This window comes from Neobacillus sp. FW104-15D2 (genome assembly GCF_058790155.1).
Genome location: NZ_JBYTCJ010000012.1, coordinates 1 through 24,655, shown reverse-complemented (window position 1 = coordinate 24,655; position 24,655 = coordinate 1). Strand labels below are relative to the sequence as shown.

The 24,655-nt window shown below is 38.4% G+C and carries 29 protein-coding genes; 20 read left to right on the top strand and 9 right to left on the bottom strand.

The genetic code is table 11. The annotated features are described in order from the left end of the window. Positions 1-2 precede the first annotated feature (2 nt). The 5 genes from AC3WR0_RS11365 to AC3WR0_RS11345 all read left to right on the top strand — a co-directional run bounded on the left by AC3WR0_RS11365 (position 3) and on the right by AC3WR0_RS11345 (position 4,662). Positions 3-866, top strand: a complete 864-nt coding sequence (locus tag AC3WR0_RS11365) for a branched-chain amino acid ABC transporter permease (protein WP_027321410.1) — start codon at positions 3-5, stop codon at positions 864-866. Continuing rightward, on the top strand, positions 866-1,897 hold the full coding sequence (locus tag AC3WR0_RS11360; protein WP_027321411.1) for a branched-chain amino acid ABC transporter permease: 1,032 nt from the start codon (positions 866-868) through the stop codon (positions 1,895-1,897). Before AC3WR0_RS11365 ends, AC3WR0_RS11360 begins: the two co-directional genes overlap by 1 nt. A 2-nt stretch (positions 1,898-1,899) precedes the next feature. Continuing rightward, positions 1,900-2,664, top strand: a complete 765-nt coding sequence (locus AC3WR0_RS11355; RefSeq protein ID WP_492552422.1) for an ABC transporter ATP-binding protein — start codon at positions 1,900-1,902, stop codon at positions 2,662-2,664. Beyond that, on the top strand, positions 2,657-3,364 hold the full coding sequence (locus AC3WR0_RS11350) for an ABC transporter ATP-binding protein (protein ID WP_492552421.1): 708 nt from the start codon (positions 2,657-2,659) through the stop codon (positions 3,362-3,364). The genes AC3WR0_RS11355 and AC3WR0_RS11350 overlap by 8 nt, the downstream gene beginning before the upstream one ends. Before the next feature lie 92 nt (positions 3,365-3,456). Continuing rightward, on the top strand, positions 3,457-4,662 hold the full coding sequence (locus tag AC3WR0_RS11345) for an ABC transporter substrate-binding protein (protein ID WP_492552420.1): 1,206 nt from the start codon (positions 3,457-3,459) through the stop codon (positions 4,660-4,662). A gap of 301 nt (positions 4,663-4,963) precedes the next feature. Here the strand turns inward: AC3WR0_RS11345 and AC3WR0_RS11340 are convergent, their stop codons facing one another. Further along, positions 4,964-5,791, bottom strand: coding sequence for an SDR family oxidoreductase (locus tag AC3WR0_RS11340; RefSeq protein ID WP_492552419.1), 828 nt, complete (start codon positions 5,789-5,791; stop codon positions 4,964-4,966). Between the two features lie 84 nt (positions 5,792-5,875). Here AC3WR0_RS11340 and AC3WR0_RS11335 point away from each other — a divergent pair, with 84 nt between their 5' ends. Continuing rightward, positions 5,876-6,442, top strand: coding sequence for a GNAT family N-acetyltransferase (locus AC3WR0_RS11335; RefSeq protein WP_492552418.1), 567 nt, complete (start codon positions 5,876-5,878; stop codon positions 6,440-6,442). 10 nt (positions 6,443-6,452) lie between these two features. Here the strand turns inward: AC3WR0_RS11335 and AC3WR0_RS11330 are convergent, their stop codons facing one another. Next, positions 6,453-7,103: a hypothetical protein gene (locus AC3WR0_RS11330; protein WP_492552417.1), complete on the bottom strand. Its 651-nt coding sequence runs from the start codon at positions 7,101-7,103 to the stop codon at positions 6,453-6,455. Positions 7,104-7,287: 184 nt separating this feature from the next. Here AC3WR0_RS11330 and AC3WR0_RS11325 point away from each other — a divergent pair, with 184 nt between their 5' ends. From AC3WR0_RS11325 to AC3WR0_RS11300, 6 genes are all read left to right on the top strand, one after another. After that, positions 7,288-7,989, top strand: a complete 702-nt coding sequence (locus AC3WR0_RS11325) for a M50 family metallopeptidase (RefSeq protein WP_492552416.1) — start codon at positions 7,288-7,290, stop codon at positions 7,987-7,989. A 113-nt stretch (positions 7,990-8,102) separates the two neighbouring features. Then, the gene (locus AC3WR0_RS11320) at positions 8,103-8,936 is read left to right on the top strand and encodes a DUF1206 domain-containing protein (protein ID WP_492552415.1); all 834 of its coding nucleotides are present in this window, start codon (positions 8,103-8,105) and stop codon (positions 8,934-8,936) included. 134 nt (positions 8,937-9,070) lie between these two features. Then, on the top strand, positions 9,071-9,409 hold the full coding sequence (locus AC3WR0_RS11315) for a nuclear transport factor 2 family protein (protein ID WP_492552414.1): 339 nt from the start codon (positions 9,071-9,073) through the stop codon (positions 9,407-9,409). A gap of 25 nt (positions 9,410-9,434) precedes the next feature. After that, positions 9,435-10,304 carry a GNAT family N-acetyltransferase gene (locus AC3WR0_RS11310; RefSeq protein WP_492552413.1) on the top strand — a complete coding sequence of 290 codons (870 nt, stop codon included), beginning with the start codon at positions 9,435-9,437 and terminating at the stop codon, positions 10,302-10,304. Positions 10,305-10,320: 16 nt separating this feature from the next. Continuing rightward, entirely contained in the window at positions 10,321-10,863 is a 543-nt protein-coding gene (locus tag AC3WR0_RS11305; protein ID WP_492552412.1) for an NADPH-dependent FMN reductase, read from the top strand. Between the two features lie 724 nt (positions 10,864-11,587). Next, positions 11,588-13,066 carry a SulP family inorganic anion transporter gene (locus tag AC3WR0_RS11300; protein ID WP_492552411.1) on the top strand — a complete coding sequence of 493 codons (1,479 nt, stop codon included), beginning with the start codon at positions 11,588-11,590 and terminating at the stop codon, positions 13,064-13,066. Between the two features lie 268 nt (positions 13,067-13,334). Here AC3WR0_RS11300 and AC3WR0_RS11295 read toward each other — a convergent pair whose 3' ends face one another. The 6 genes from AC3WR0_RS11295 to AC3WR0_RS11270 form a co-directional block, all read right to left on the bottom strand. Next, positions 13,335-13,661, bottom strand: coding sequence for a hypothetical protein (locus tag AC3WR0_RS11295; protein ID WP_492552410.1), 327 nt, complete (start codon positions 13,659-13,661; stop codon positions 13,335-13,337). A gap of 15 nt (positions 13,662-13,676) precedes the next feature. Further along, the gene (locus AC3WR0_RS11290; protein WP_492552409.1) at positions 13,677-14,006 is read right to left on the bottom strand and encodes a hypothetical protein; all 330 of its coding nucleotides are present in this window, start codon (positions 14,004-14,006) and stop codon (positions 13,677-13,679) included. A 15-nt stretch (positions 14,007-14,021) separates the two neighbouring features. Beyond that, complete coding sequence (locus AC3WR0_RS11285; protein WP_492552408.1) at positions 14,022-14,207, bottom strand: hypothetical protein; 186 nt, start codon at positions 14,205-14,207, stop codon at positions 14,022-14,024. Further along, positions 14,204-14,593: an Hsp20/alpha crystallin family protein gene (locus tag AC3WR0_RS11280; protein ID WP_492552407.1), complete on the bottom strand. Its 390-nt coding sequence runs from the start codon at positions 14,591-14,593 to the stop codon at positions 14,204-14,206. The genes AC3WR0_RS11285 and AC3WR0_RS11280 overlap by 4 nt, the downstream gene beginning before the upstream one ends. 113 nt (positions 14,594-14,706) lie before the next feature. Continuing rightward, positions 14,707-14,952 carry a hypothetical protein gene (locus AC3WR0_RS11275; RefSeq protein ID WP_035443142.1) on the bottom strand — a complete coding sequence of 82 codons (246 nt, stop codon included), beginning with the start codon at positions 14,950-14,952 and terminating at the stop codon, positions 14,707-14,709. 17 nt (positions 14,953-14,969) lie between these two features. Beyond that, positions 14,970-15,440 carry a hypothetical protein gene (locus tag AC3WR0_RS11270; RefSeq protein ID WP_492552406.1) on the bottom strand — a complete coding sequence of 157 codons (471 nt, stop codon included), beginning with the start codon at positions 15,438-15,440 and terminating at the stop codon, positions 14,970-14,972. 162 nt (positions 15,441-15,602) lie between these two features. Here AC3WR0_RS11270 and AC3WR0_RS11265 point away from each other — a divergent pair, with 162 nt between their 5' ends. The 4 genes from AC3WR0_RS11265 to AC3WR0_RS11250 all read left to right on the top strand — a co-directional run bounded on the left by AC3WR0_RS11265 (position 15,603) and on the right by AC3WR0_RS11250 (position 19,432). After that, entirely contained in the window at positions 15,603-16,376 is a 774-nt protein-coding gene (locus tag AC3WR0_RS11265; RefSeq protein ID WP_492552405.1) for a prolipoprotein diacylglyceryl transferase, read from the top strand. Then, positions 16,366-17,772 carry a radical SAM protein gene (locus tag AC3WR0_RS11260; protein ID WP_492552404.1) on the top strand — a complete coding sequence of 469 codons (1,407 nt, stop codon included), beginning with the start codon at positions 16,366-16,368 and terminating at the stop codon, positions 17,770-17,772. The genes AC3WR0_RS11265 and AC3WR0_RS11260 overlap by 11 nt, the downstream gene beginning before the upstream one ends. A gap of 19 nt (positions 17,773-17,791) precedes the next feature. Next, a complete protein-coding gene (locus AC3WR0_RS11255; protein ID WP_492552403.1) occupies positions 17,792-18,070 on the top strand; it encodes a hypothetical protein in 279 nt (92 codons plus the stop codon). A 144-nt stretch (positions 18,071-18,214) separates the two neighbouring features. Next, complete coding sequence (locus AC3WR0_RS11250; protein ID WP_492552402.1) at positions 18,215-19,432, top strand: MFS transporter; 1,218 nt, start codon at positions 18,215-18,217, stop codon at positions 19,430-19,432. A gap of 778 nt (positions 19,433-20,210) precedes the next feature. Here AC3WR0_RS11250 and AC3WR0_RS11245 read toward each other — a convergent pair. Beyond that, positions 20,211-21,218 carry an NADP-dependent oxidoreductase gene (locus tag AC3WR0_RS11245; RefSeq protein WP_492552401.1) on the bottom strand — a complete coding sequence of 336 codons (1,008 nt, stop codon included), beginning with the start codon at positions 21,216-21,218 and terminating at the stop codon, positions 20,211-20,213. Between the two features lie 389 nt (positions 21,219-21,607). On the opposite strand from AC3WR0_RS11245, the gene AC3WR0_RS11240 reads away from it, so the two are divergent. The 4 genes from AC3WR0_RS11240 to AC3WR0_RS11225 all read left to right on the top strand — a co-directional run bounded on the left by AC3WR0_RS11240 (position 21,608) and on the right by AC3WR0_RS11225 (position 24,545). Then, complete coding sequence (locus AC3WR0_RS11240; RefSeq protein ID WP_492552400.1) at positions 21,608-22,156, top strand: SGNH/GDSL hydrolase family protein; 549 nt, start codon at positions 21,608-21,610, stop codon at positions 22,154-22,156. A gap of 423 nt (positions 22,157-22,579) precedes the next feature. Continuing rightward, entirely contained in the window at positions 22,580-23,323 is a 744-nt protein-coding gene (locus tag AC3WR0_RS11235) for a slipin family protein (RefSeq protein WP_492552399.1), read from the top strand. Between the two features lie 342 nt (positions 23,324-23,665). Then, complete coding sequence (locus tag AC3WR0_RS11230) at positions 23,666-24,313, top strand: DsbA family oxidoreductase (RefSeq protein WP_492552398.1); 648 nt, start codon at positions 23,666-23,668, stop codon at positions 24,311-24,313. A gap of 28 nt (positions 24,314-24,341) precedes the next feature. Further along, a complete protein-coding gene (locus AC3WR0_RS11225) occupies positions 24,342-24,545 on the top strand; it encodes a hypothetical protein (RefSeq protein ID WP_035443830.1) in 204 nt (67 codons plus the stop codon). Positions 24,546-24,655: the final 110 nt, after the last annotated feature.

The window sequence follows — 24,655 nt, the reverse complement described above, 5'->3', positions numbered from 1 at the left end:
ATATGGAGATATTCGTTCAGCAGATGTTTAACGGCTTAACCATTGGCAGTGTCTATGCGCTTGTAGCTTTAGGGCTGACGCTTGTTTACGGCATTCTGCACATCCCGAATTTCGCTCACGGTGCTCTCTATATGATGGGGGGATATATTACCCTCACTATGATGACAAACTTTGGCCTTAATTATTGGCTGGCCATTCTTGTATCCATTCTTGGAGTAGGCTTAATTGGAGTGCTGATGGAAAGACTTGTTTTCCATCCTCTCCGCCATGCACCACCCATTCATGACAAAATTGCTGCCATTGGAATTCTCCTTTTTTTGGAGGCATTCGCCCAATATGTATGGGGAGCGGATTATCAAACAATGCCATCTCCTTATGATCAGGTGGTACATCTGTTTGGCCTAACCTTTACGATGCAAAGGCTGCTGATTATTGTTTTTGCAATAGCTGTTATGATTCTTCTTTATGTATTCCTGAAAAAAACCTTCACAGGAGCGACCATTATTGCCATGTCCCAGGACAGGGAGGGAGCAAATCTGGTTGGTATTAACACGAATAGAACAGCTATGCTGACCTTTTTAATAAGCGGTGGGCTGGCGTCAATTGCCTGTTCTCTTGCCGCTCCTATTAACCTAGTGTTTCCTGGAATGGGACAACTCGTTATTCTAAAGGCATTTGTCATTATCATCTTGGGAGGAATGGGGAGTATTCCAGGGGCGATTCTGGGGGGGTATATACTCGGGTTTAGCGAAAGCCTTGGAGCAACCTACATCTCCAATGATTATAAGGACATTATCGCCTTCGTTCTTCTGGTTATTATTTTATCTGTTAAGCCAACAGGGTTGTTCGCAAAGGGGGGGCACTAATGGCGAAGATTCTTAAACAGAGAAATATTATTTCTCTACTGATTTTAATTGCGATTGTGTTCCCTTTCCTTACTAAAAACGAATATTTCATTCATGTTATGACTCTGTCATTTATTTGGATGATAGGTGTATACGGGCTTAATTTGCTGGCAGGATATACAGGTTATCTTTCCTTGGCTCATGCAGGATTTTTTGCCATCGGTGCCTACTCACTTGGTATATTAACGGTAAAATCTGAAATGAATTTCTGGCTTGCATTTCTGTTATCCCTGCTGATTACAGGCATTCTTGGATTTTTAATAGGACTAATCGCTCTAAGGACAAAGGAACACTTTTTTGCGATCTACACACTTTGTGTAGGCTATATTATTTATTTAGTAATTGATAAATGGGATAGCTTAACCGAGGGTGTACGCGGTCTTATTGGTATACCGGCTCCTGGAAAAGTAGGTCCGGTTAACTTTGAGGAACCTTTATCTCAATATTATCTTGTCCTGTTTTTCCTGCTGGTGACTGTACTTGTTGTGTACCGGATTATCCATTCACTATCAGGAAGAACCTATATTGCGATTCGGAACAGCGAAGACCTCGCCCTGACAATTGGGATTTCAACCATGAAAAACAAGCTTTCCGTGTTTGTACTGTCAACCATTTTTGCTGGACTTTCAGGTGCTTTATATGCTTCCTTTATCCGGTTTATTGGCCCGGATATCGGACAGATTTCCGTCACTTTTGATTTGCTGACCTATTTGCTGGTAGGAGGGATTGGAACCCTATCAGGACCTATTGTTGGTACAGTGCTGATTGTATGGCTGTCTCAGGAGCTTCAATTTTTACAGGATTATCGAATGCTCATTTTTGGACCGGTTTTAACACTCCTAGTTATTTTTTATCCAAGCGGAATTGTTGGAGCCTTAACAGGCTGGAAACACAAAAGGGATGAAAAAAGAAAGCCCCAAGTAGCCCGTGCAAGTTCCATGGCCTTTGGAAAAAGCCAAGTCACAGTAGAAAAGCCGGTAAAGGAGGGCTAGATATGTTTCTTGAAACAAAGGGATTAACCAAAAGATTCGGAGGAAACACCGCCGTCAATAATGTCGATTTTACAGTTGAACAGGGAAAGATTAATGCTATTATCGGTCCGAATGGTGCCGGAAAATCAACTTTTTTCAATTTAATTAGCGGATTTCACCCTCCAACATCAGGGCAAGTGATTTTTAAGGGGCAGGATGTAACCAATATGCCGGCCAACAAAATTGCCGAGCTGGGGGTTGCCAGAACCTTTCAAACAACCAATCTATTTGAGCAGTCAACTGTGTTGGATAATGTTATTGTCGGACACCGTCTAAGGACAAAATCAACTCTTCTCGACGCAATCTTTAGGACGCACCGTTTAAAAACGGAGGAAGCCATATGTTGTGAGAAAGCGATGGAGGTTATTGAATTCACAGGTCTAAAGCATGTAATGGGAAAACAGGTCGGCAGTTTATCACAGGAGGAAAAGAAAAGGACCGCCTTTGCTCTGGCACTTGCTACTGACCCGGAAATAGTTTTTCTGGACGAACCCGCAGCAGGTATAAACCCCGACGAAACAGAAGGGCTGGGGGAATTAATTAAACAGATAGCCAATAAAGGAATTACAGTTTGCCTAATTGAGCACAAGATGAAAATGATTATGAAATTGGCAGACAAGATAATGGTCCTAAACTATGGAGAGAAAATAGCAGAGGGGACCCCGGATCAAATACAAAACAATCCGACTGTCATCAAGGCTTACCTGGGAGGGAGTGCCATTGCTTAAGCTTCAGAATGTTTCAGTTAAATATGGCAGCTTTATAGCTATTGAAAATTTAAAGATTGAAGTAGAAGAAGGCCAGATTGTTGTTCTTCTTGGTGCAAACGGTGCAGGCAAAAGTACGGCCTTTAAGGCCATAAGCGGACTTAAGAAGCCTTCATCAGGAGAAATCTTCTTTCAGGGAACACCAATCAGCAAGAGGACTGCCGATAAAATTGTTCAGCTGGGGATTGTTCAATGCCCAGAAGGCAGACATCTTTTTCCCGCCATGTCAGTCTACGAAAATCTAAAAATGGGAGCCTATGTTCATCGCAAAAAAAAGGATGAAATCAGGAAATCCATGGCTCATGTATTTGAATTGTTTCCAATCCTAAGAGATAAGCAGCATGACCCAGCAGGGTCTTTAAGCGGAGGACAGCAGCAGATGCTTGCTATTGGAAGAGCACTCATGTCTAAACCGAAGCTAATGATGCTGGATGAACCTTCGGTAGGGCTTGCACCGTTGATCGTAGAGCAAATGTTCGAGGTCATCAAAACGATAAATAAAGAAGGAACCACAATTCTTTTGGCAGAGCAAAACGCCAATGCTGCTTTAAAAATTGCGGATAAGGGTTATGTTTTTGAAAATGGATCAGTTGTTCTTCAAGGAACATCAAATGAGTTATTCTCTAATGATGAGGTTAGAAAAGCCTACATCGGAGCCTAGCATTTTATCGTTTCATTTGGGGGGTGATGGGCAACACTTAATGGGTTAATTTTCCGAATATTTTAAATAAAAACACAAAGGGGGAGAAATCAATGCGAAAATTAAGAAGCCTGGTTGGACTTAGTATCATTTTTGTCTTCATGTTTAGTCTCGTGGCCTGTAATTCCTCTAAATCCAGCAGTACTTCATCCAAACCAAGCAAAGCTGGAGCCGGTGAAGCTGCAACAGTGAATATTGGATATAGCGGACCATTAAGCGGTCCCGCAGCCTTTTATGGTAAACGGACCTTGAATGGTACCGAAATGGCTGCTGAAGAAATCAACAAAGCAGGCGGTTTTGAGGTTAAGGGGAAAAAGTATAAGCTGAATGTTGTAGCACTTGACGACAAATATTTGCCAAACGAAACAGGGGCGAATGCTAAAAGGCTTCTTCAGGAAAACAAGACACCGATTATTTTTACTCCACACAGTGGCGGAGTAGCTGCCCTTCAGGTATTTAACCAGACTACAAATAAATTTATCATCGGCGCCTATACTAGTGAGCCGAAGATTACAGAGAATGGAAATAAGTTAACGGTCCGGATCCCACCGCGTTACGATGGATATATCGAACCTTTTACAAAATATGAAATGGATCACTTCGGCAAGAAGATCGCATTTCTTCCAACTTCCTCTCAATATGGAAAGGACTGGTCTGAAAAACTCCAGCCATATTGGGAAAAACAAGGTGGAAAGGTTGTTTACAATGCCTCCATTGATTTCGCAAAAGAGACAGACTTCTTCACGATCGTGACGAACGCTCTAAAGAAAAAGCCGGATGTTCTGTTTATCGGAGGTGCTTCAGAGCCAACGGTAAAAGTGGCAAAACAGGCTAGGGAACTAGGATTTAAAGGCGGATTCATCGTTATGGACCAGGCAAAACTGGATGAAATGAAAAAAGTAACAGGATCTTATGATGTTTTAAATGGAGCAATTGGAGTAATGCCATTGGTTCATTCCGAAAGCCCAGGTATTCCTGAATTCGTTAAAAACTACAAAGCTAAATATAATGAAGATCCAGGCTCAGAAGCCGGTTTAAATTATATTGCTACTTATGTTTTTGTTGAAGCTATGAAAGCTGCTGGGTCTGTAGATGATCCTGAAAAAATCCGTGCACATATGCAGGATGGGCTGGATAAGCTGCCAGAAAACAAAAAAGTATATGTAATTCCTAAAATCGATGATAATGGCGGATTTGAAGGGGAACTTATTATTGCTGCAGTTGAGGATGGTAAGATCGTTCCAATTAAAGTAAAATAGTGCAATATTAGAAAAACGCGAACCATTACAGTTCGCGTTTTTCTTTACTATAGGGAGGAGTTGAGCTGCTGCTTTTACTGGGGCCTTATCGAACTTAAGTCCATCGATTAAGAACCAAAGTTCCTTTCGCCCTGTAAGCAAAAGAGCCTTCCCATAAAGTGCCAAAATCTGAAGTCGCTGTTAACCCTTTCAAGTTGACCAGTCCCTTCTTGACTTATTGGCGTTACATTCTTTATTTACCACCGCATGAAAAAGAAAAACATTAAATTTATAGTTGGTTAAAATTGGTTTTAAAACCATTTTATTTCTTTGCTATTCCTCTTAAAACAGCCTTCTCTATGGTTTTCCAAGGGAGTATGTTTTTAAGTAAAAGATTCCTTTTAACCCCTTTTCCCACGGGATAGCGAAGGGCAGGATTTTTGTGAACGGAAAGATTTGAAACCAGTTTTGCTACTTCAATGGGGTCACCGTACTCCGATTTACCTTTTTCAAGTTCATTTAAGATGAAATTCATATAATCCTTGTAAACTGAATCAGGTTTACTATTTATCTCAGCTATACTACTCCAAATGCTCGTTTCGTATGAACCAGGTTCAACAAGTACTACATCAATACCAAAAGGTTTGAGTTCAAGCCTTAAACTTTCACTCCAGCCTTCTAGTGCATGCTTTGACGCAGAATAGGCAGATAAACCTGGAAAACCAATTTGGCCACTTATGCTGCTTATATTTATAATCTTCCCCTGGCCACTTTTTCTCAAAAATGGAAGCAGTGCCTGTGTCACACGGATTGCACCAAAGAAATTCGTTTCAAACTGAACACGGTAATCTTCTAAAGACAATTCTTCACAAAATCCCCCCACGGCCAGACCGGCATTATTGACAAGAATATCTGCGGATTCGAGTGTTAAAATAAGGTTATTTACAGACTCTTCAGATGTCACATCAAGTTGCCGAATATCTATATTTTCCCTAACTCCATTTTGTTTTGAAAGTTCTATAAGTATTTCTGCCTTACTTATATTTCTCATTGTAGCAATGACATAAAAATCCTTTTTAGCAAGTTCAATTGCGGTGAGAAGCCCAAACCCGCTTGATGAGCCGGTCACAATCGCTGATCTTTTCTTCATATTTTCTCCTTTCAAATGCTTTGCGATTAAATTCTATATAGCAATCCTGTTTCCCTTCTTGAATTGTCGGAGAAAAAGAATAAAATGAAATTAACTTTCGGAATAGAGGGGAATAAAGTGGAGTATCAAACAACTGAACTCTGGAATGAGGAAGTATGGAAAAAAGCCTCTGAAATATATCATACGGCCTTTGAAAAGGGAGCCAAGACAGAAAAGATCCTACGCAATATGTTTAAAAAAGAAATTGCTCACCTTCATGTAGGTTATAAAGGTTCCAAAGCTGTGTCAATGGCGATAACAGGAACAATTAAAGGGTATAACACCCTGCTTATTGACTACCTCGCTGTTGATTCCAACTTTCAGGATGAAGGATATGGGAGTGCAATGGTTGAATATATAAAAACAAAACCCAGGAGATTTGATTCAATAATCATTGAAGTGGAATCAGAGGAAACTCAAGAAAGTCTGTCCAGAATTCACTTTTGGGAGAAGTGCGGATTTATCTTAACACCTTATATCCACCAATATATATGGGTGCCTGAACCTTACCAGGCGATGTACCTGCCCTTAAAGGAGAGAGAGTTAAAAACTGACGGCAGGGAACTATTCAGATTTATTACACAGTATCATAAAGAATCCTTCAGATCTTAGAAAAACTAGGTTAACGTAGCAGGACTGGCAGTGTAACTGGAGATTTCCTCACCGTATTATCAAGATCTATAACAGCACTAGATGAAATATTGATCTGGTTCACCTGCTCATAAGGAGTGGGCAGGATAAAACCAATATTGCCTTTTTTCGTTTCTCCCCCTTTTAAATTACCGCTTATTTTTTCCTGGTAAATATCTTTTTCACCGCTTATAAAAAGTTTGTCAGCTAATAAAGAAATAATAGGAGTAAATTTGACCGTTTTTGGTTTTGTATTAACCATCTCAACATTCACTTTTATGAAATCAAATTCTCTTAAATTCGTGTATTCTTTAAATAAGTGTTCATGTCCCTGGGCCGGATGAAAATGTATTATTTTTATATCGTTAACAATGTATTCGATGCCGTCAAGCAGGTATAGTTTGTTGATTGGTATGTTCTTTTTAAGTGTTAATGTCCCAAAAAAGGAAGATATGGAGTCCCCCGAGGCCGAAAAATCATTTTCCGTTGGTAATAGTGCAGATGGCGTCTTACTCTTAAGATTCTTCTCTTTTAAGTAAACAGCTTTAGACATGTTATTTTGATTATCCCGATTAATGGATGGTTCATTGCAAAAACCGACCAGAAATCCCGTTAAAATTAACACGGAAAACAAGTGCCGCATCGTATTCCTCCCGGATATTTTATTTTTTAACACTTTTACTTTAACCCATTATCGTTAAGGTAAATGAGTGTTATTGTAAAAGTAGTGTAAAGAATTTCTTGATTTTTTGGCAGCTCCCATCTTGAAGCTTTAAAATGTAATTATAGAGAGCAGTTAATTCCTAATAAAGGGAGGAACGAAGTGATTGAGAGCCATTTTCAATAAATTAAGTGGGAAAAGTTTTTTGTTTTTATTATTGGCATTTGTGTTAATCCAAGTTCCAGTTCTCGGCAATTATGTAAGTATGATAGATACGTTAATACATGAGTCCGGCCATGCATTTATCTCTCTGTTCGGCGGAAAAGTCGATCAAATCTCTCTATTTAGCAATACTGAAGGAGTGACAGTCAGCAGCCAGTCAACCTGGATTGGTGCTTTTTTTACCAGTCTTGCAGGGTATTTTACTTCATCATTACTAGCTTTTATCGCCTTTTGGCTGATTGGAAAGAGGAAGTACAAGGTTATGATTTTAATTTTGTTAACCTTCATTGTACTTAATCTAATTTTTTGGGTGCGTAATTTGTATGGTCTGTTTTGGCTGCTTTCTTTTGGAATCGTCTTTCTCTTTCTTTTGGCCAAAGGTTCTAAAAGGTTCAATTACCATCTTGTTTTACTTTTTGCTTCCATCCTAATGGTAGACTCGGTAAAAAGCAGCTTTGATGTCATGTACATCAGTTTCCTGACTCCACAATACTCAGGAGACGCTGCTAACCTGGCTCGTCTAACTGGATTTATTCCTGCACAAGCATGGGGAATCTATTTCTTTTTGCAATCCTTATGGTTTTGCTTCTTTGGTTTAAAAAAGGGGATCTTTAAACTAGCTAACTATGATTATAGAAATGACTAAAAAAGCTGCCTTAATTGGTAGCATTTTTTCTTTAATCCAGTTCAGCAATTGGTTTCTTTTTAGTTTTTAAAGGGAATTTAGCCATCAAGGAACAAAAAAAGGAAGTGGCAGTAATGAGTTTATCGGTGGCTAAGCAAAAAGCCGAAGGAGCGGGCAGGGAAATGGCACCATGGATTTGCCGCTGTGGCCGTATCGGATATATGGCACGGGGAGTTGTCTATGTATTAATTGGGATACTTGCTGTCATGTGGGCGTTCGGACTTGGTGGTAAAGCAACAGGCCCAAACGGAATGTTTAAATTCATAAAAGGAATACCATTTGGAGAAGTAATACTTTGGGCCATAGGCATCGGTTTAATAGGGTATATATTTTGGAAAGGAATACTAGCCATTGTTGATCCCGAAGGTAAAGGATTTAAAGGAAAAGGTCTTATTGCAAGAATTGGATATCTTGTGAGTGCTATCCTTAACTCGGCAATTGCTTATAATGCAATAAAAACAGCCCTGCATTTAAGCAGCGGTGGAGAAGGGACTCAGAAATCTATTTCTGCAAAAGTGCTTTCCGAACCATTTGGTGAATGGGCAATAGGGATAGTAGGCAGTATCATAATTGGTTATGGAATATGGGAAATGTTCAATGGATTTAAAGAAAAATTTATGAAGGAATTAAAAATTTATAATATGAATCCTCATGAAATAAAAATGACCAAAAAGGCTGGGAAAATTGGTCTTATCTCACGGGGCCTAGTATTTGGTTTAATTGGTTATTTTGTTATTCTTACAGCGATTACCTCAAATCCGAGGCATACAAAAGGACTTGGAGGAGCACTATCCAAGCTCGCTCAACAGCCATATGGACACTTTCTGCTCGGAATAGCAGGAACTGGCCTCATATTATACGGACTATATGGAATAATAAGAGGTCGTTACCAATATATGACTTTATAGGAGGAGCCCGAGTGGTTCCTCTTTTTCTAAACCGAAAATTTAGCAAACTTAAAAAATATGGTAAAATTAGCAGGGCAGAGTCTTATTTAAAAAGGAACTCGAAGATAATAAATCAAACACAAGGAGCTAACTTAATGGAGAATATGGGAGTAAAACTCGCGCAAAAGCAACTGGATGCTTATAATGCTCAAAACTTAGAAGAGTTTTTATCAGTATACAGTGAAGATGTACAAATTATGGAGTTTCCTTCAAACCGTGTAACTACAAACGGCCTTGAAGAAATGAGGGAAAGATACGGGAAGCTTTTTAAAGATAATCCAAATAATCATGCCGAGCTTTTAGCAAGGATTGTAAAAGAGAACCATGTCATTGACCATGAATATGTTACAGGAAGGGCAAACGGAAAGGAAGCTAAGGCTGTAGCTGTATATGAAATTCAGGGAGAAAAAATAGCGAAGGTATGGTTTCTTTAACTTACATAAAAAAGTGGGGGAGAAAATGGGGAACTATTCTATTAAAAGATTAAATGAATGCTCGATTGATGAAATAGTGGACGTCTGGAATCGTGGGTTTGAAGGTTACTTTGTTCCAATTAAGATGACTGCTGAAGCTTTTTTTCAAAGAGCAGTAAATGAAGGAATCTCACTTGATAAATCAATAATAGCCTTCGATGGCGACGTATCTGTTGGAATCGTTTTAAATGGCTACAGGACAGTTGGAGGTAAAAAAATTTCCTGGAATGGTGGAACCGGGGTGGCAACAGAGTACAGAGGTAAAGGAGTTTCTACTTTCCTTATGGAGGAGATTTTAAAAATCTACAGGGAAGAGAATGTTGAAATGGCGACCCTCGAGGCAATTAAAGAGAATGAAAGGGCCATTCGCCTTTATCAGAAATATGGTTATGAAATAACTGACACTCTTGTATACATCTGCGGGAATTTAGAGCTAGGAAATGGCCTGAAAATCCAGACAGTCAATATTAGGCCAGAGCAGCTTTCACAGTATTCCTTCTACAAAAGTAGTGAGCCATGGCAATGCCAATGGCAAAGTGTAAAACAAGGGGAAGCACAGGTATATTATGATACCGATCAAAATCCTTTAGGCTATTCCATCTTTAAAAGAACTTGGAAAGCAGATGGCGGGCTGGATAAAGTTTTTCTTTTTCAGGTGGAATTAATCGGAGAGCAAATAGAAGAAACGATTCAATCTGTTTTTGCTGCTATTGCAGGACAGCAGGATGGAGGATTAGTGAATTACAATACCATTAATAACAGGGAATCGAGTCCTGTAGTAAAATATCTGTTAAGTAGAGGGTTTATGAAAACTGTCGAACAAGTAAAAATGGATCTGGTTATAGAAAGCCAATAAATAGGAGGTATATACAGTGAAAATCGCTGCAATAGTCGGAAGCAATAGAAAAAATTCTTATAATAAAAAAATCGTTCTCTTTATTCAGGAAAGATATAATGAAAAAGCAGAAATAGAAATATTACCTATAGAAACCCTTCCAATGTATTCGGAAGACGATGAATTAGACCCACCTTCACAGGTTACTGAAATTAAAGCAAAGATTAAAGCAGCAGATGCCATTCTAATTGCAACACCTGAATATAATCACTCCATCCCAGGATTTTTGAAAAACGCATTAGATTGGTTTTCTCGTGTAGATAAGGTATTAGTTGGAAAACCTGTCATGATCGTGGGTGCTTCTCCAGGAGTACTTGGAACCGTGCGGGCTCAGGTACATCTTCGGCAGATTTTAAATTCGCCGGGAATGGGTGCCCTTGCTTTGCCAGGAAACGAAGTATTTATTGGCGGAGTGAAAGAAAAACTTGATGAGTCAGGCAAGTTAACTCACGAACCAACTATTCAATTTTTAGATACAGTGATGAAAAATTTCATGGAATGGATTAAGAAAACAAAATAACAAAAAAGCCTGCAAAAATTCTGCAGGCTTTTTTGTTATTTTTTCCTCGTTATTTCCTGACTCTGAAATTAGAAGAGTATTAAAGTAAGATGATACAAAAAATCGAATAGTGCTTTATATATATAGATCTGTTAAACAAGGTTGTTGATTATAAGGGAGTCTGCGACACTCCACGAATACATTCGCATATCCTTTGTCCAGAGCTTAATCATGTATTATAGTTCAAATTTACTGAGGAAAAATGGGCTGGCAAGACTCCACAGCTTGGCTCGAGTGAGTAAGTTTGGCAGTTCGTACACGGAAATGGAATGGAGCCCAACAGGGCAAGGAAGGCTACGACAGCCTTTAGCAGTGCACGATGAAAAAGCATAGCTTTTTCAAGGAAGTTGCGACTTTAGCCTTTCATCCTTATAATGCCTAGGTTAGGACAAAATGGGATCGCGCGCCCAATAAAATGTTGGATAAACGCTTCCGCCAAGGACAAAACCGCGGCGAATCCCGGCGTTTGCGCTCTTTTTATAAAAAATCAAAGTCACGGTCTATTTATTATTTAGTATAGCAATTGAAAGCTTTTTAAAGATAAACTGAGTATTTCATAAATGTCTCCGTTTACTTTCGAAGTTCACAAATCCGACACAATCCTGTATACTCACCTTTGTTGACTACGGACCCCGACTTTCATGAGAGTTGAAAGTCAAAAATAAAAAAGGAAGAGGTACTAATTTTGAATTTAAATACAATTAAATATTCTTGGTTTGGAAATATTAAAGGGGATATTTTATCAGGTATTGTTGTGGCTCTAGCATTAATCCCTGAAGCTATTGCATTTTCTATCATCGCAGGAGTTGATCCAATGGTTGGCCTGTATGCTTCCTTCTGTATTGCTGTTACCATTGCATTTGTTGGCGGTCGTCCTGCAATGATTTCAGCAGCCACTGGTGCTACGGCACTCTTGATGGGATCCTTGGTTAAGGAGCATGGTCTGCAATATTTGCTTGCAGCCACCATTTTGACTGGTGTTATTCAAATCATTATGGGTGCTATGAAGCTGGGCCGTTTGATGAAGTTTGTTCCAAGATCCGTAATGACTGGTTTTGTTAATGCCCTTGCGATCCTAATTTTTTCCGCTCAGTTGGTTCATTTTAAAGGTGCAACCTGGGTAATGTACGCGATGGTAGCAGGTGCGCTTGCTATTATTTATATTCTTCCTCGGTTTACAAAAGCGGTACCATCACCGTTGGTAGCAATAATTGTTATTACAGCTATATCTATATTTACAGGAAGCGATGTCCGGACAGTAGGAGACATCGGAGAATTATCATCAAAACTGCCTGTTTTTCTAATTCCTGATATTCCATTTAATTTTCAAACACTGCAGGTTATTTTTCCTTATTCCTTATCTATTGCTCTTGTAGGTTTAGTTGAAACATTTTTAACTGCTTCTATTGTAGATGATATGACAGATACGGAAAGCGATAAAAATATTGAAGCTAGAGGCCAGGGGATTGCTAATATTGTATCTGGTTTGTTTGGCGGTATGGCCGGTTGCGCGATGATTGGTCAGTCTGTTATAAATGTTAAATCGGGTGGCCTAGGAAGATTATCTACATTTGTATCAGGTTCTTTTTTATTAACGCTAATTGTGGTTCTTAAAGGTTTTCTGGTGCAAATCCCAATGGCAGCTTTAGTTGGCGTTATGTTTATGGTATCCATTGGAACATTTGATTGGTCATGCTTAAAGTCATTTAAAAAGGTTCCGGTTACAGATACAATCGTTATGATTGTGACTGTGATTACAGTAGTAAAAACTAGTAACTTATCTTTAGGTGTATTATTTGGTGTTATCTTAAGTGCATTATTTTTTGCAGCTAAAATTTCAAAAGTGAAAGTAAGCAGTCTATCTTCAAAAGGTTCTCACAAAAAAATCTATCACGTAACAGGTCAGCTCTTTTTCGCCTCGGTAACAGAATTTGTAAACAGCTTTGACTACAAGGAAGACGTAAAAGAGGTAGAGATTGATTTATCCAATGCTCACCTTTGGGATGATTCTGCTGTTGGTGCTATTGATAAAGTGATTATGAAGTACCGCCAAAACGCTGTAAAAGTGACTTTAAAAGGGTTAAATACTGAAAGCAATAAACTTATTAATAAAATTGGAATTCATAATAAGCCAGGCGGACTGGAAAAGGTTTCAGGACACTAAAGAATGAAAAAAGGATGCATTTACGGCACCCAGACTGTCGACGAACTCGATGAAAGTCGAGCTTGCCTACAGTCTCTTTTTTTTTGCAGAGGGGGCTAATAAAGGTAAGTTTAATAAGGTAACCGGATCAATACTTGGGCTGAATACTTCCGAATACGCATCCTTGGTAGTTTATAAATGAAAGAGAGATCAAGGGCTGGTACCATCGCCTTTTTCTAATAGACGTAAATGTTGATAAAAAGTTCCATTAGAAAAAAGAAGACCTATACTAGAGTTCCTGTGAAGAATGCTGGTCTCCTGTATCTACTTCCTCAATTTCAAGATCAGTTTCAAGCATTTGGGTAGCAAGCTTATTTAAAGGTTCATTTTCATTCAATCCATAACTAAAAGAATCGTTTATATCTTTTTCCTCTAAGGAGGCCATAATTCCATCTATATCATTGTGATCCCCAGCTATTGAACCGAACCCCTGGTTATGCTTTTTGTTGCTTACAAATCCAGTCGGAAAATTATTCCCCAGGTTTACACAGGAGGCACCTTCGACGGTTCCAATGGAGATTGTACCAATAAAAAAGGATGGGGAGAACTTTTTCACATAAACACCCTTTCCTTAATCAATTGTATAAGCCACTTGCTTATCATTTATCTTTACTTGAATATCATTTCTTTTGTCGGCTTTTTGTTGCTTTGCTGTCTTCTTTTTTGGATGAACCACAGGGGAGAAGGTGTTACCGAGGTTTAACATACCGCTCAATTCGTTTATATCCAGTTTATCCAGATGAAAAGCCAGCTCTTCAAGATTTACCTCATTAAGATGAAGGTCCTTTATATCCACGTTTATAATAATTGGAGGGGGTTGTTTCTCCTGGAACGTTTTTTCGAGCATATTGATTTTTCGATATACTTCCTCGATTTTCATTGCTAAGTCTTCCTGTTCCATATAGTTAAATCCTTTTTACCTATTTTTCTCTAAGCTTGCTGAGTTTTTCCTTATATTATTGTTGCTTCCAGTAATTCTTCCAAATCCTTCATTTATTATTGAATCGCTTTTCCTGCCTTTTTGAACATTCGTTCCAACAAAAAAACCTGATGATTCCCTCAGACTGTGAATCTTAATTGACGTATACTTAATCGAAGTCATTTTCCTTCTCCTTTTTTATCTATCGGAATAGAGACAATTAGTATTCCTTTTGCAAATTCAGCTGTCAGCTTGTCCAGTCTGTAATCATTTGTAAGGGGGATTTCTCTTTTAAAGGGACCATAAAAACGTTCACTTACTATTGTTTTCATAATGTTAGGTGAGAAGGAATTGTGAATGGCTCCTTCTATAATTAGTGTAGTATTCTCCAATCTTAACGAAAAATCTTTCCGATCTGCTCCAGCTAGGTCTACAGTTACATAAAAACAATTTTCTGTTTCAAATACATCCAGCCTAGGCTCGACAAAAGGTGCAATCTCGTAAAGAAGTTCGGAAATTCCTGGTCCCAGAACCCTTTTTATGTGAGGGTGAAGATGAGGCTTAACCACTCAAATCCCTCCAAAATTATATTTTTCACTTATTTCACTCTATGTGTTTTTTCAGGAAGACATGCCAAAAGGGTATATAAAAGACTCTTAAATTTTAAACCGGTGGGCTTAAATTAAAGAGCCTGTGTTTGAACACTCGGTGATGGGTTCTGACTGTTGATAAGGCCGTCTAAAACATCTGTATCATTTATCAACGCCCCATTAGCTGCATTTAAAACATTGCCTGCAAAAAAGCCAATACCATTATTGACTTTCCGGTGGGCAGCCCAGCCAGGAAGCTGGTTTTCTCCAACAGAGATGACGGCATTAGTATTTAATGAATTTACATTTATAGCCCCAAGTGTAAATGCAATTGGCAATTTCCTTCAGCTCCTTTCTAGCCTAAGTCATTTATAGGGGTGTCGATGACGTCGTTATCTAAAATAACAGATGAGTTCATCGTATTTTGAATGGCACCTGCAAACCTTCCTTGCCCAGCGTTTCGTTTACTGTGGGCGCTCCAGCCGTTAAGGTCATTTTCACCTACAGAAACTGCGGCACCTGAATCTAAGACATTTATATTAATCTCGGTAACATTAATCTCATTTCCATGGTTGTCATTTACCCTTTCGATAATAATTTCAGGACAGTTATCAATCGGAGTATCAACAAAATCATTATCAATGACATAACTAGAGTTTTGGGAGACGATCGAATTACTGGCCGTTCCAAAGCCGTAATTATTTTTTCTATGTGAAGACCAATTATGGGCAAAATTTGTTCCTATAAAAATACCAGAGGAAGTATCAATTGTGTTTACTGAAACTTGATTTAAATTTACCTGGCTAATCATGGGTTTGTTTTTCAACATTTCCAGTCCTTTTCATACATGCCATCAATACATTAATTTATGATATTTAGAGAAAAGTGTTCTTTTCTCTAAATAATGTTTCCCTTTAAAAAAGGTACCATTTTCCAATAAGGCCATGTTAGAATAAATTATCAAAATTTTATAAAAAAGGAGAAATGGATGACTTATCCTGTTTATATTTTTGGAATTCACCCTCATTTTCTGTTTGAATCCCTTTCCTACTTTATCGGTTTCAGGGTATATCTATATACACGGAATCAAGAAAGAATTCCTAAGGACAAAGCGATGTGGGTAGTGGTAGGGGCAATTTTTGGAGCTGCTTTTGGTTCGAAATTTGTTTACTGGCTAGAGAATCCAGCTGAAACTCTACAAAATTGGGATAACATCTTGTATTTAATGAAAGGGAAAACCATTGTAGGTGGCTTGCTGGGAGGATTAATTGGGGTTGAAACGGCCAAAAAGATTATTGGTTGGAGCCGCTCCACTGGTGATGATTTTGTACTGCCTCTTGCAGTTGGAATGATGATTGGAAGGATTGGCTGCTTTTTAACCGGACTGGATGACCATACATATGGAACAGTAACAAACTGGGTAACAGGAATTAATTTTGGCGACGGGGTATATAGGCATCCCACTCAACTATATGAAATTGGATTTCTATTCATTTTTATAATCTTTCTTCTTATTATAAAAAAACAAAATAAGGTTCGATGGGAAGGTTATCTTTTTCAGTTATTTATGCTTGGTTATCTGACATTCCGGCTACTGATCGATTTTATAAAACCCACGCCGCATCCCTATCTTCACTTAAATAATATCCAGGTGGCGAGCATTGCCGGTATTCTTTATTACTTTTTCCTTATTCAGAAAAAGCATAGCCAAATTGTTAACGAAGATATACTTATAAAAGGGGAGATTAGGAATGCCGAATAGGCCATATACCTATTATGACTTAACAATTAGCATTTGTTCTAAGTGTTTAAGGAAAGTGGAAGCTAAAATTATTTTTGAAAATGAAAATGTTTATATGGTCAAAACCTGCATGCAGCACGGAAGAGAAAAGATTTTAATATCAACTGATATTGAGTATTACAAGCTTTCCAGGGATTTTATTAAGCCATCCGAAATGCCGCATCGCTGGAATACACCGATTAAATATGGATGTCCATATGATTGCGGTTTGTGTCCCGACCATGAACAGCACAGCTGCCTAAGTCTTCTCGAAATAACAGAGCGATGTAATCTGAAATGCCCGATTTGCTATGCCGAATCTTCACCGCATAAGGGTACATTCCGCTCCCTCGAACATATCAAATTTATGTTAAACAGTATAGTAGAAAACGAGAAAGAGCCCGACATTATTCAAATTAGCGGGGGAGAGCCTACTATTCATCCTCAATTTTTTGACATACTGGAGATGGTAAAAGCAACGCCTACAAAGCATATTATGGTCAACACAAATGGACTTAGAATCGCTAATGATAAAGACTTTGTAAGGAAACTCGCATCGTACAAACCTGGGTTTGAAATCTACCTTCAGTTCGACAGTTTTGAGAAGGAAGCACTTGAAGAGCTGCGCGGAGTCGATTTAAGGGATGTTAGGAAAAAAGCGATTGACCATTTAAATGAATTTAATATATCTACTACACTTGTAGTTACCCTTAAAAAGGGGCTCAATGACAGTGAGGTAGGAAGGATCATTCAGTATGGCCTCCAGCAAAAATGCGTAAGGGGAGTTACTTTCCAGCCAATTCAGGGTGCCGGACGTCTTGAGGAATTTAATCCGGAAACTGACAGGCTTACGTTAAGCGAGGTCCGGCAGATGATTATCGACCAGTCAGGAGTGTTCGGTGAAAAAGATATGGTTCCGGTACCATGCCACCCGGATTCATTGGCAATGGGATATGCATTCAAACAGAATGGGAAGGTTACTCCATTAACAGGGATGATCGATAAAAACATTCTGTTGGAAGGTGAGAGGAACACCATTGTTTTTGAACAGGACGAAAACATCCGCAACATGATTTTTAAACTTTTTTCCTTAAATCATTCACCCCAGTCGTCAGCGATGTCACTTAAGGACTTACTTTGCTGTCTTCCTAAAATTACTTTGCCGGGGAAAATTGGTTATGACAATGTGTTTAGGGTGATTATTATGCAGTTCCAGGATGCCCATAACTTTGATGTGCGGTCAGTCAAAAAATCATGCGTCCACATTGCTCATCCTGATGGACGAATCATTCCTTTTGATACATTCAATTTATTTTACCGGGATGAAAAAGAGGAAGAGTTGAAGAAAATCAGAGAAGAGGTTGTGCTTCAGAGGTAAGCTGGAGAGGGGGATTCTTATGAGCGGTCAAATTAATAATCCTGATAAAAAGAATGATGGTAACATCGGTGCTGGCATTGCAGTGGGTATTTTAATATATATCCTTACAGTACCTGTGGCATTATCATTCACATTGCTTTGGCTCTTGATAATTGCTCCTTTAATTCATATTGGAGCTATTATCTACTTCTTCGCAAAAGGAAGGAGGTATACAGGAATAGGGCTGCTTTTAATCGCAGGTTTTGCCCTTTTGCTTGTAGCCGCCTGTTATGGATGGGTCTTTACAATGAATCAATAGGACTTTCAAAATCCTTGTTAAGCACAAGGATTTTTCTTTTCACTTTTTTTAAAGTTTATCTTTAGAGTTCCTAAATATTAATAGTATAATATAACGATGTAAAACCAATATGGAAATTTTTTTAAAAGGAGCGTGAGTTGTATTTTGCCTCTAAAAAGTAGATCTTTTCTTGGATCGCCTTCCTTCGCGAAATACTGGTTCTCGCGAATCTTAGCATCCACTGCATTTCAAATGCTTTCATTGGCAATCGGTTGGGAAATGTATAATTTGACCCACGATGCCTTCAGCCTCGGTTTTGTCGGTCTTGCTCAGTTTCTTCCAATGGTCCTGCTAACGTTTGTCGTAGGACATGTAGCAGATCGTTTTGACCGCAGACGAATTGTCTATGTGTGTCAGTTTATTGAAGGCGGTATAGCCATTTTTCTTTTGGTGGGAAACATAAATGGCTCGTTGAGCAGGGAATTAATTTTGCTAGCAGCGGCAATCCTGGGTGCATGCCGTGCTTTTGAAGGTCCGGCAGCCTCGGCCTTATTGCCACAGCTTGTTCCAAAGGGTATTCTTCAAAAAGCAATTTCCTGGATTACTTCAGCAGGACAAACAGCTCAAATCTTTGGTCCATCACTTGGAGGGTTACTATTTTCATTGAAACCTGAGTTTGTCTACATAATAGCAGCAATAGCACTGATAATCTCCGGGGTACTCACATATTTAATACCAAAGATAATAATTGAACGAAGATCAGAGCCTGTTTCATTGCGGTCAGTTTTTTTAGGATTGGTGTTTGTCTATCGCCATAAGGTGATTTTAGGAACTATATCACTTGATCTTTTTGCAGTACTTCTTGGCGGGGCAACAGCGCTTTTACCGATTTTTGCGCAAGATATTCTTCATACCGGAGCTTGGGGATTGGGATTAATGCGGACAGCTCCCGCTGTGGGTGCTTTATTGATGTCTATAGTTTTGGCGTACTATCCACTCAAAAAGGCTTTTGGACCAACACTATTTGGAGCACTGGCTGTTTTTGGATTGGCGACGATGCTATTTGCAGTTTCAAAAAACATATATATTTCAATGTTGGCTTTGCTTTTAATAGGGGCTTCCGACGTAATTAGCGTGGTAATCAGATCATCCCTTGTTCAGCTGCAAACACCTAATGAAATGCTCGGCCGTGTAAATGCAGTAAATTCTTTGTTTATTGGAACTTCCAATCAGCTAGGTGAATTTGAATCCGGCATGCTTGCCGGATTTATAGGTGCTGTACCAGCTGCATTTATTGGAGGTCTTGGAACATTAGCCGTTGCAGGAATATGGATGTATTTATTTCCCTCATTAAGAAGGCTAAGATCACTTTCTGAAAGTTAGCGAAGTCGATAATAACTAGGAAAAAGAGCAGACAGCTAAAAGCTGTCTGCTCTTTTTTAAGAAACCTTATTACTTTCAATGTATGTTTCCAAAGCTGGATGGAATTCTTTTTGAAAATGCCCCTCAGGACATGATTTAATAATTACTGATTGGAATATATTTGATTGATTGGTTTCCAATACTTTGTTGCATTTAGGACAACGCTCTATAAACAGATTCTTAAAGAAACTCATCTATCATTCTCCTAACCCTTTAATTCCTATAGATATACTAAGAATTATACAACGTAAATAAAAAAATACAATAGAAACAACTCATTAAAATGTGGTAATTTTAATGGTAAGTAAATTTAAAAGTATTTTATTCAATTACCTTCCAAATGGATTTAATTAATTGATTTAAAAAAATGGTAAGCGACAGTTAATGGGAAAGAGGCTAAATTTGCGACTTCCTCGAATAAGCGGTGCTATTTCTTCGGTCGATGCTGTAGCCATCGAATCCTTCCTTTTCCTGTTGCACTAACTTTCTGACCCACTTCGGGTGGCCTCCTTTCCGCAGATAAACTGCCAAGCCCCCGCTCGTACTCACAGCACGCTTTTCTGCAGAACATTGAAACAGCGCCAGCATCCTCGTATATACATTGCACCGAGTAAACGCGAATGCATTTTCGAGTAATATCGCAGTTTCCCTTACATAAACATCATCATTAGCCACAGAGTCAAAAAAAAGCGCCGTTCCAGACTATAGCCCGAAACAGCACTTCTTATCAGTTTATTATTTATTTTTCTATTTCAGCTATCTTAACAAGGGATTTTCCCAGATTAGCGCCTTTAAAAAGATCAAGGAAAGCATCTATTGTATGGTCAAAACCCTCAGTAACGGTTTCTTCATACTTAAGCTTGCCTTCACTCATCCAGCCAGCAAGCGCCTTAACACCTTCTCCAAATCTGGATGAATAGTTTCCAACGGTAAAGCCCTGCATGAGTGAACTTGTCTTAATAAGATAGGGTTGAACACGTGGTCCCAAATCTTCGGTTTCATTATTGTATGATGAAATTGCACCACAAACTGGAATTCTTGCAAAATTATTTAATAAAGGGAAAATAGCATCCGATACCTTTCCGCCAACGTTTTCAAAATAAACATCAATACCATTTGGACATGCTTCCTGAAGAGCAGTTCCAACATCCTGGGTCTTGTAATTAATTGCCTCATCAAACCCTAACTCATTCTTAAGGTAATTAATCTTATCTTGAGAACCAGCGATTCCTACCACTCGGCAGCCTTTCAGTTTAGCAATTTGCCCAACAGTTGAACCTACAGCACCGGCAGCACCAGAGACAACAACCGTTTCACCTTCTTTAGGCTTCCCAATATCCAATAAACCGAAATAAGCTGTAAGACCAGTCATACCCAAAACACTTAAATACGTAGAAACAGGGGCAAGATTAGGATCCAGCTTACGAACAGATTTCTCACTAGCAATCGAGTATTCCTGCCACCCCAATGAACCAAGTACCATATCGCCTTTTTCAAAAAGATCTGATTGGGATTCGACAACCTGGCCTATAACGCCGCTTGTAATTACTTCATTCAATTGAAAAGGAGGAATATAAGATTTTCCTTCATTCATCCGGCCACGCAGGTAAGGATCAACTGAAATATAAACCGTTTTTATAAGGATTTCGCCTTTAGAAGGCTCTCCAATAGGCACCTCTACAACCTCAAAATTATCATATGTAGGAGTACCAGTTGGTCTTTTTTTAAGATTAATTTGTTTTGGCAAGTTTTATCATCCCTTCCATTAGTTGTGTTCATTCTTAATATAACCTAAACGAAGAGGATATTAGAAATTAAAAGCATTCCAAAAGTTAAGTGCTTTTAAAAAACAAAAAATTAACAAAGTAGTGTATTCTTTGGTATGTAAGCGGATTCTTATCTGCTTGGATTGAAGAGGAGGAATGATAGAAACGTTTGCAGAAGGGCTGCTTAAACTTCATCAAAAGCTTAATAAACCAATCTTTTTGCGAGAGTGAATGCCTAAGTGCAAAAAGCTGTATTTCTAAAAGAGTGGAATTCCAAAGTAGGTCTTACTAGGACTTAATACAGTTTGATTCAATAAACATTTTAGTTAATTTTCTCAAACCATAAATATATTGCAAAAGGAGAATTATTTTGAAAAAAGTAATGTTGCTGGGCGATTCTATTAGAATGGGCTATGAGTGTTATGTAAAAGAAGCTCTAGAAGGAAAGGCCGAAGTAGTGGCGCCTGAGGAAAATGGCCGCTTTGCCAAATATACATTATGGGGAGTCAATCTTTGGCTTAAGGAATTAGGGCAACCTGATATTGTTCATTGGAATAATGGATTGTGGGATCTCCATCATGAGGCACCAATGGTTGAGGCCTTAACGCCATTACATGAATACCTCGAAACACTCGAGAGAATTGTAAATGAGTTAAAGCGTACAGGTGCTAAAATCATTTTTGCCACGACTACAAGTGTAGCGGAAGATGCAATAGGAAGAAGTAATGCAGAAATTGCTTTTTACAATAAAGAAGCTGTAAAACTTATGCGCATTTTAGGCGTTGAGGTTAATGATTTAAATGCAGTTGTAAATGGGGATTTGTCAGCCAATCTTCATGAGGACAAACTTCACTTAAATGACCAAGGCAATCAACTATGTGCGGCGGAAGTTGTCGAAAAAGTTAAGAAATATCTTTAATTACTAGTGAAATACATATCTCATATAAAGATTAGATAGCAGGGACGCCATGCTATAAACAAATGTATATGTTTTTTCTAATTTTGTCTGTTATAAGCCAACAACTGATCCTAAAGCGCAGACCAGCTACGCAGACAAATAAGTTTCATAAAATCCGTATCTGGGTCTATTCATCCCTTTATACAGCTGTTAAGATAATGTCAGAGAGGCGCCAAGCTGTCGTTTAAGGTTATTAAATGCTATTGTCCATCCACGTTTCTCTTCTGGAAGTGGTTTTCCCATAGGGGGCCACTATTTTGGGTTCTAATCCCGCTTGGTATCCACTCACGGAAACTTATAAGGCAGGAAATTCTGCAGGTTAAGACCTCCATTTCCTGTTCCACTTCCGTGGGTGGATATAAATTCAACGAAAAAGGAGAAACCATGTTGGATACAATTTTAACGACCTTTGCTGCTATTATTGCCATAGCATTAATTTGGTTTATTTGGACCCGACTTTTTCGGTCCGTTACTATTTATGAATATCAGAAGGGCTTAAAGTTTAAGAATGGACAATTTCAGGAAACACTAGGTCCTGGCAGATATAATTACTATACAAGAACGAGTGAAATAGGAGTATTTGACCTGCGTCCTTCTATTCTGCCGATTAACGGACAGGATTTATTAACCGCGGACCAGGCAAGTGTGAAAATAAGCTTATCAGTAAGCTTCAAAGTTATAAATCCTAAAACACTTACTTTTAAGTATGAAAACTACCGTGAATTCTTATATAACGAGATTCAGCTTAAATTAAGAGATATCATTTCTCGTATTGAAATTGAGGGGCTCGTTAATTCCAGGAATAAGTTAAATGAACAGCTGAATGAATTAACTTGTGGGGATGGTCTAGTTGATGGCCTTACTGTTCTTTCTGCGGAAATCAGGGATATAATGCTTTCTGGAGATATGAAAAAAACTTTTTCAGAGGTTATTAAAGCTAAAATAGAAGCGCAATCTGCTCTTGAAAAGGCAAGAGGGGAAGCTGCGGTTCTAAGGAGCCTAGCCAATTCGGCAAAAATGATGGAAAACAATCCTGAGCTAGCAAAATTAAGGTTAATTCAAACTATAGAATCAACTCAGGGGAATACTTTTGTTTTAAATACATCTGAAAATAAATCAATTAGCTAAAAAGGCTATCTCTTTTTCTAAAAGACTAAGAGATAGTTTTTTTTATGCTCAGAATTTATAAATGATGAACGCAGTAGCAATACTAGGGCATCCTTCAAAAAGCTCTTAGCGAAAGCCAGGTTTTTCTAGGGTCAATGTTAAACGATGTTGTTAAGGGAATCTGCGACTGAAATGCGCTACATATACTTCCGTGTTACTTTTGCTTAAGGCATGTTTTATCACTTTTTTCGTAATTCATAACAAATTAATTTCTAATTTCAGGAAAACAGCCTTTTCCCGTTTTAACCTCAACAAAAAAGGAAAAAGTAAACTAAACAACTTTGAGATTAGAGGAGCATCACGATGACCTTAAAAATTAAAGTATATTCAGACTATGTTTGACCTTTTTGCTTTATAGCGGAGGTTCCGCTTGAGGAAGCGATTAAGAATAAAGATGTAGAGATTGAATGGATGCCTTATGAATTAAGGCCTTATCCAAATGAAACACTTAAACCAGAAGGCGACTACCTTCAAAATTCATGGAAAAATTACGTTTACCCTATGGCAGAGCATTTTGGTGTGAAGATGGTATTGCCCAGAGTATCTCCACAGCCGCATACCCATCTTGCCTTTGAAGGTTTCCAATATGCCAAGGAAAAAGGAAAAGCAAATGAGTATAACCATAGAATGTTTACTGCATTCTTTCAGGATGAACTGAATATTGGAGATATAAACGTATTAACCAATATTGGGGAAGAGCTGGGACTTGATCATGAAGAATTTCGTTCCTCTTTAGAAACAAGAAAGTATAAAGAAGTACATCAGAAGGCCTTAAGACATGCATATGAGGAAGCGGACATACAGGCAGTTCCAACCTTTTATATTGGCGAAACAATAGTTAAGGGTGCACGGCCTAAGGAAACTCTTGAAAAAATAATAAATGAAGAAATAACAAAGCAAAAACCAGAAATGGATTTTGAAGGCTGGGTTTGCGGACCAGATGGCTGTTAAAAAAAAGAAAAAGGAGAGAGGATGCATAATGAATAGAAACCCCATTCAATTAACCAAGATTTCGATTTTTCAGGTGGATACAGCAAATAAAATTCGCCAGTCTAATATTAGCGGTTTTAAGCAACCGATCTTTTGTGGTGTACATGGAGGAGTCAAGCAGTTTTTTGGAGTGGAACCAGAAATTGAATATCCGTCCACACTGGACCATACTGTTATTGAAGCCGGTGGTTAACAGAGGAGGTGGAAACACCTCTTTTTTATCGTTTGACAAATTGTATTATTAAGTGCGACATCTAGAAAATACAAAAAAACCCACACTCGCTTCGTGTAAAATAGAAGTTA

Bases quoted from the DNA above. Each gene is read 5' to 3' on its own strand.
- AC3WR0_RS11290 (WP_492552409.1), bottom strand. From the start codon at position 14,006: ATGGAACAGGAAGACTTAGCAATGAAAATCGAGGAAGTATATCGAAAA.
- AC3WR0_RS11365 (WP_027321410.1), top strand. From the start codon at position 3: ATGGAGATATTCGTTCAGCAGATGTTTAACGGCTTAACCATTGGCAGT.
- AC3WR0_RS11235 (WP_492552399.1), top strand. From the start codon at position 22,580: ATGTTGGATACAATTTTAACGACCTTTGCTGCTATTATTGCCATAGCA.
- AC3WR0_RS11315 (WP_492552414.1), top strand. From the start codon at position 9,071: ATGGAGAATATGGGAGTAAAACTCGCGCAAAAGCAACTGGATGCTTAT.
- AC3WR0_RS11320 (WP_492552415.1), top strand. From the start codon at position 8,103: ATGAGTTTATCGGTGGCTAAGCAAAAAGCCGAAGGAGCGGGCAGGGAA.
- AC3WR0_RS11225 (WP_035443830.1), top strand. From the start codon at position 24,342: ATGAATAGAAACCCCATTCAATTAACCAAGATTTCGATTTTTCAGGTG.
- AC3WR0_RS11345 (WP_492552420.1), top strand. From the start codon at position 3,457: ATGCGAAAATTAAGAAGCCTGGTTGGACTTAGTATCATTTTTGTCTTC.
- AC3WR0_RS11310 (WP_492552413.1), top strand. From the start codon at position 9,435: ATGGGGAACTATTCTATTAAAAGATTAAATGAATGCTCGATTGATGAA.
- AC3WR0_RS11260 (WP_492552404.1), top strand. From the start codon at position 16,366: ATGCCGAATAGGCCATATACCTATTATGACTTAACAATTAGCATTTGT.
- AC3WR0_RS11340 (WP_492552419.1), bottom strand. From the start codon at position 5,791: ATGAAGAAAAGATCAGCGATTGTGACCGGCTCATCAAGCGGGTTTGGG.
- AC3WR0_RS11360 (WP_027321411.1), top strand. From the start codon at position 866: ATGGCGAAGATTCTTAAACAGAGAAATATTATTTCTCTACTGATTTTA.
- AC3WR0_RS11355 (WP_492552422.1), top strand. From the start codon at position 1,900: ATGTTTCTTGAAACAAAGGGATTAACCAAAAGATTCGGAGGAAACACC.
- AC3WR0_RS11255 (WP_492552403.1), top strand. From the start codon at position 17,792: ATGAGCGGTCAAATTAATAATCCTGATAAAAAGAATGATGGTAACATC.
- AC3WR0_RS11265 (WP_492552405.1), top strand. From the start codon at position 15,603: ATGACTTATCCTGTTTATATTTTTGGAATTCACCCTCATTTTCTGTTT.
- AC3WR0_RS11330 (WP_492552417.1), bottom strand. From the start codon at position 7,103: ATGCGGCACTTGTTTTCCGTGTTAATTTTAACGGGATTTCTGGTCGGT.
- AC3WR0_RS11285 (WP_492552408.1), bottom strand. From the start codon at position 14,207: ATGACTTCGATTAAGTATACGTCAATTAAGATTCACAGTCTGAGGGAA.
- AC3WR0_RS11335 (WP_492552418.1), top strand. From the start codon at position 5,876: ATGAAATTAACTTTCGGAATAGAGGGGAATAAAGTGGAGTATCAAACA.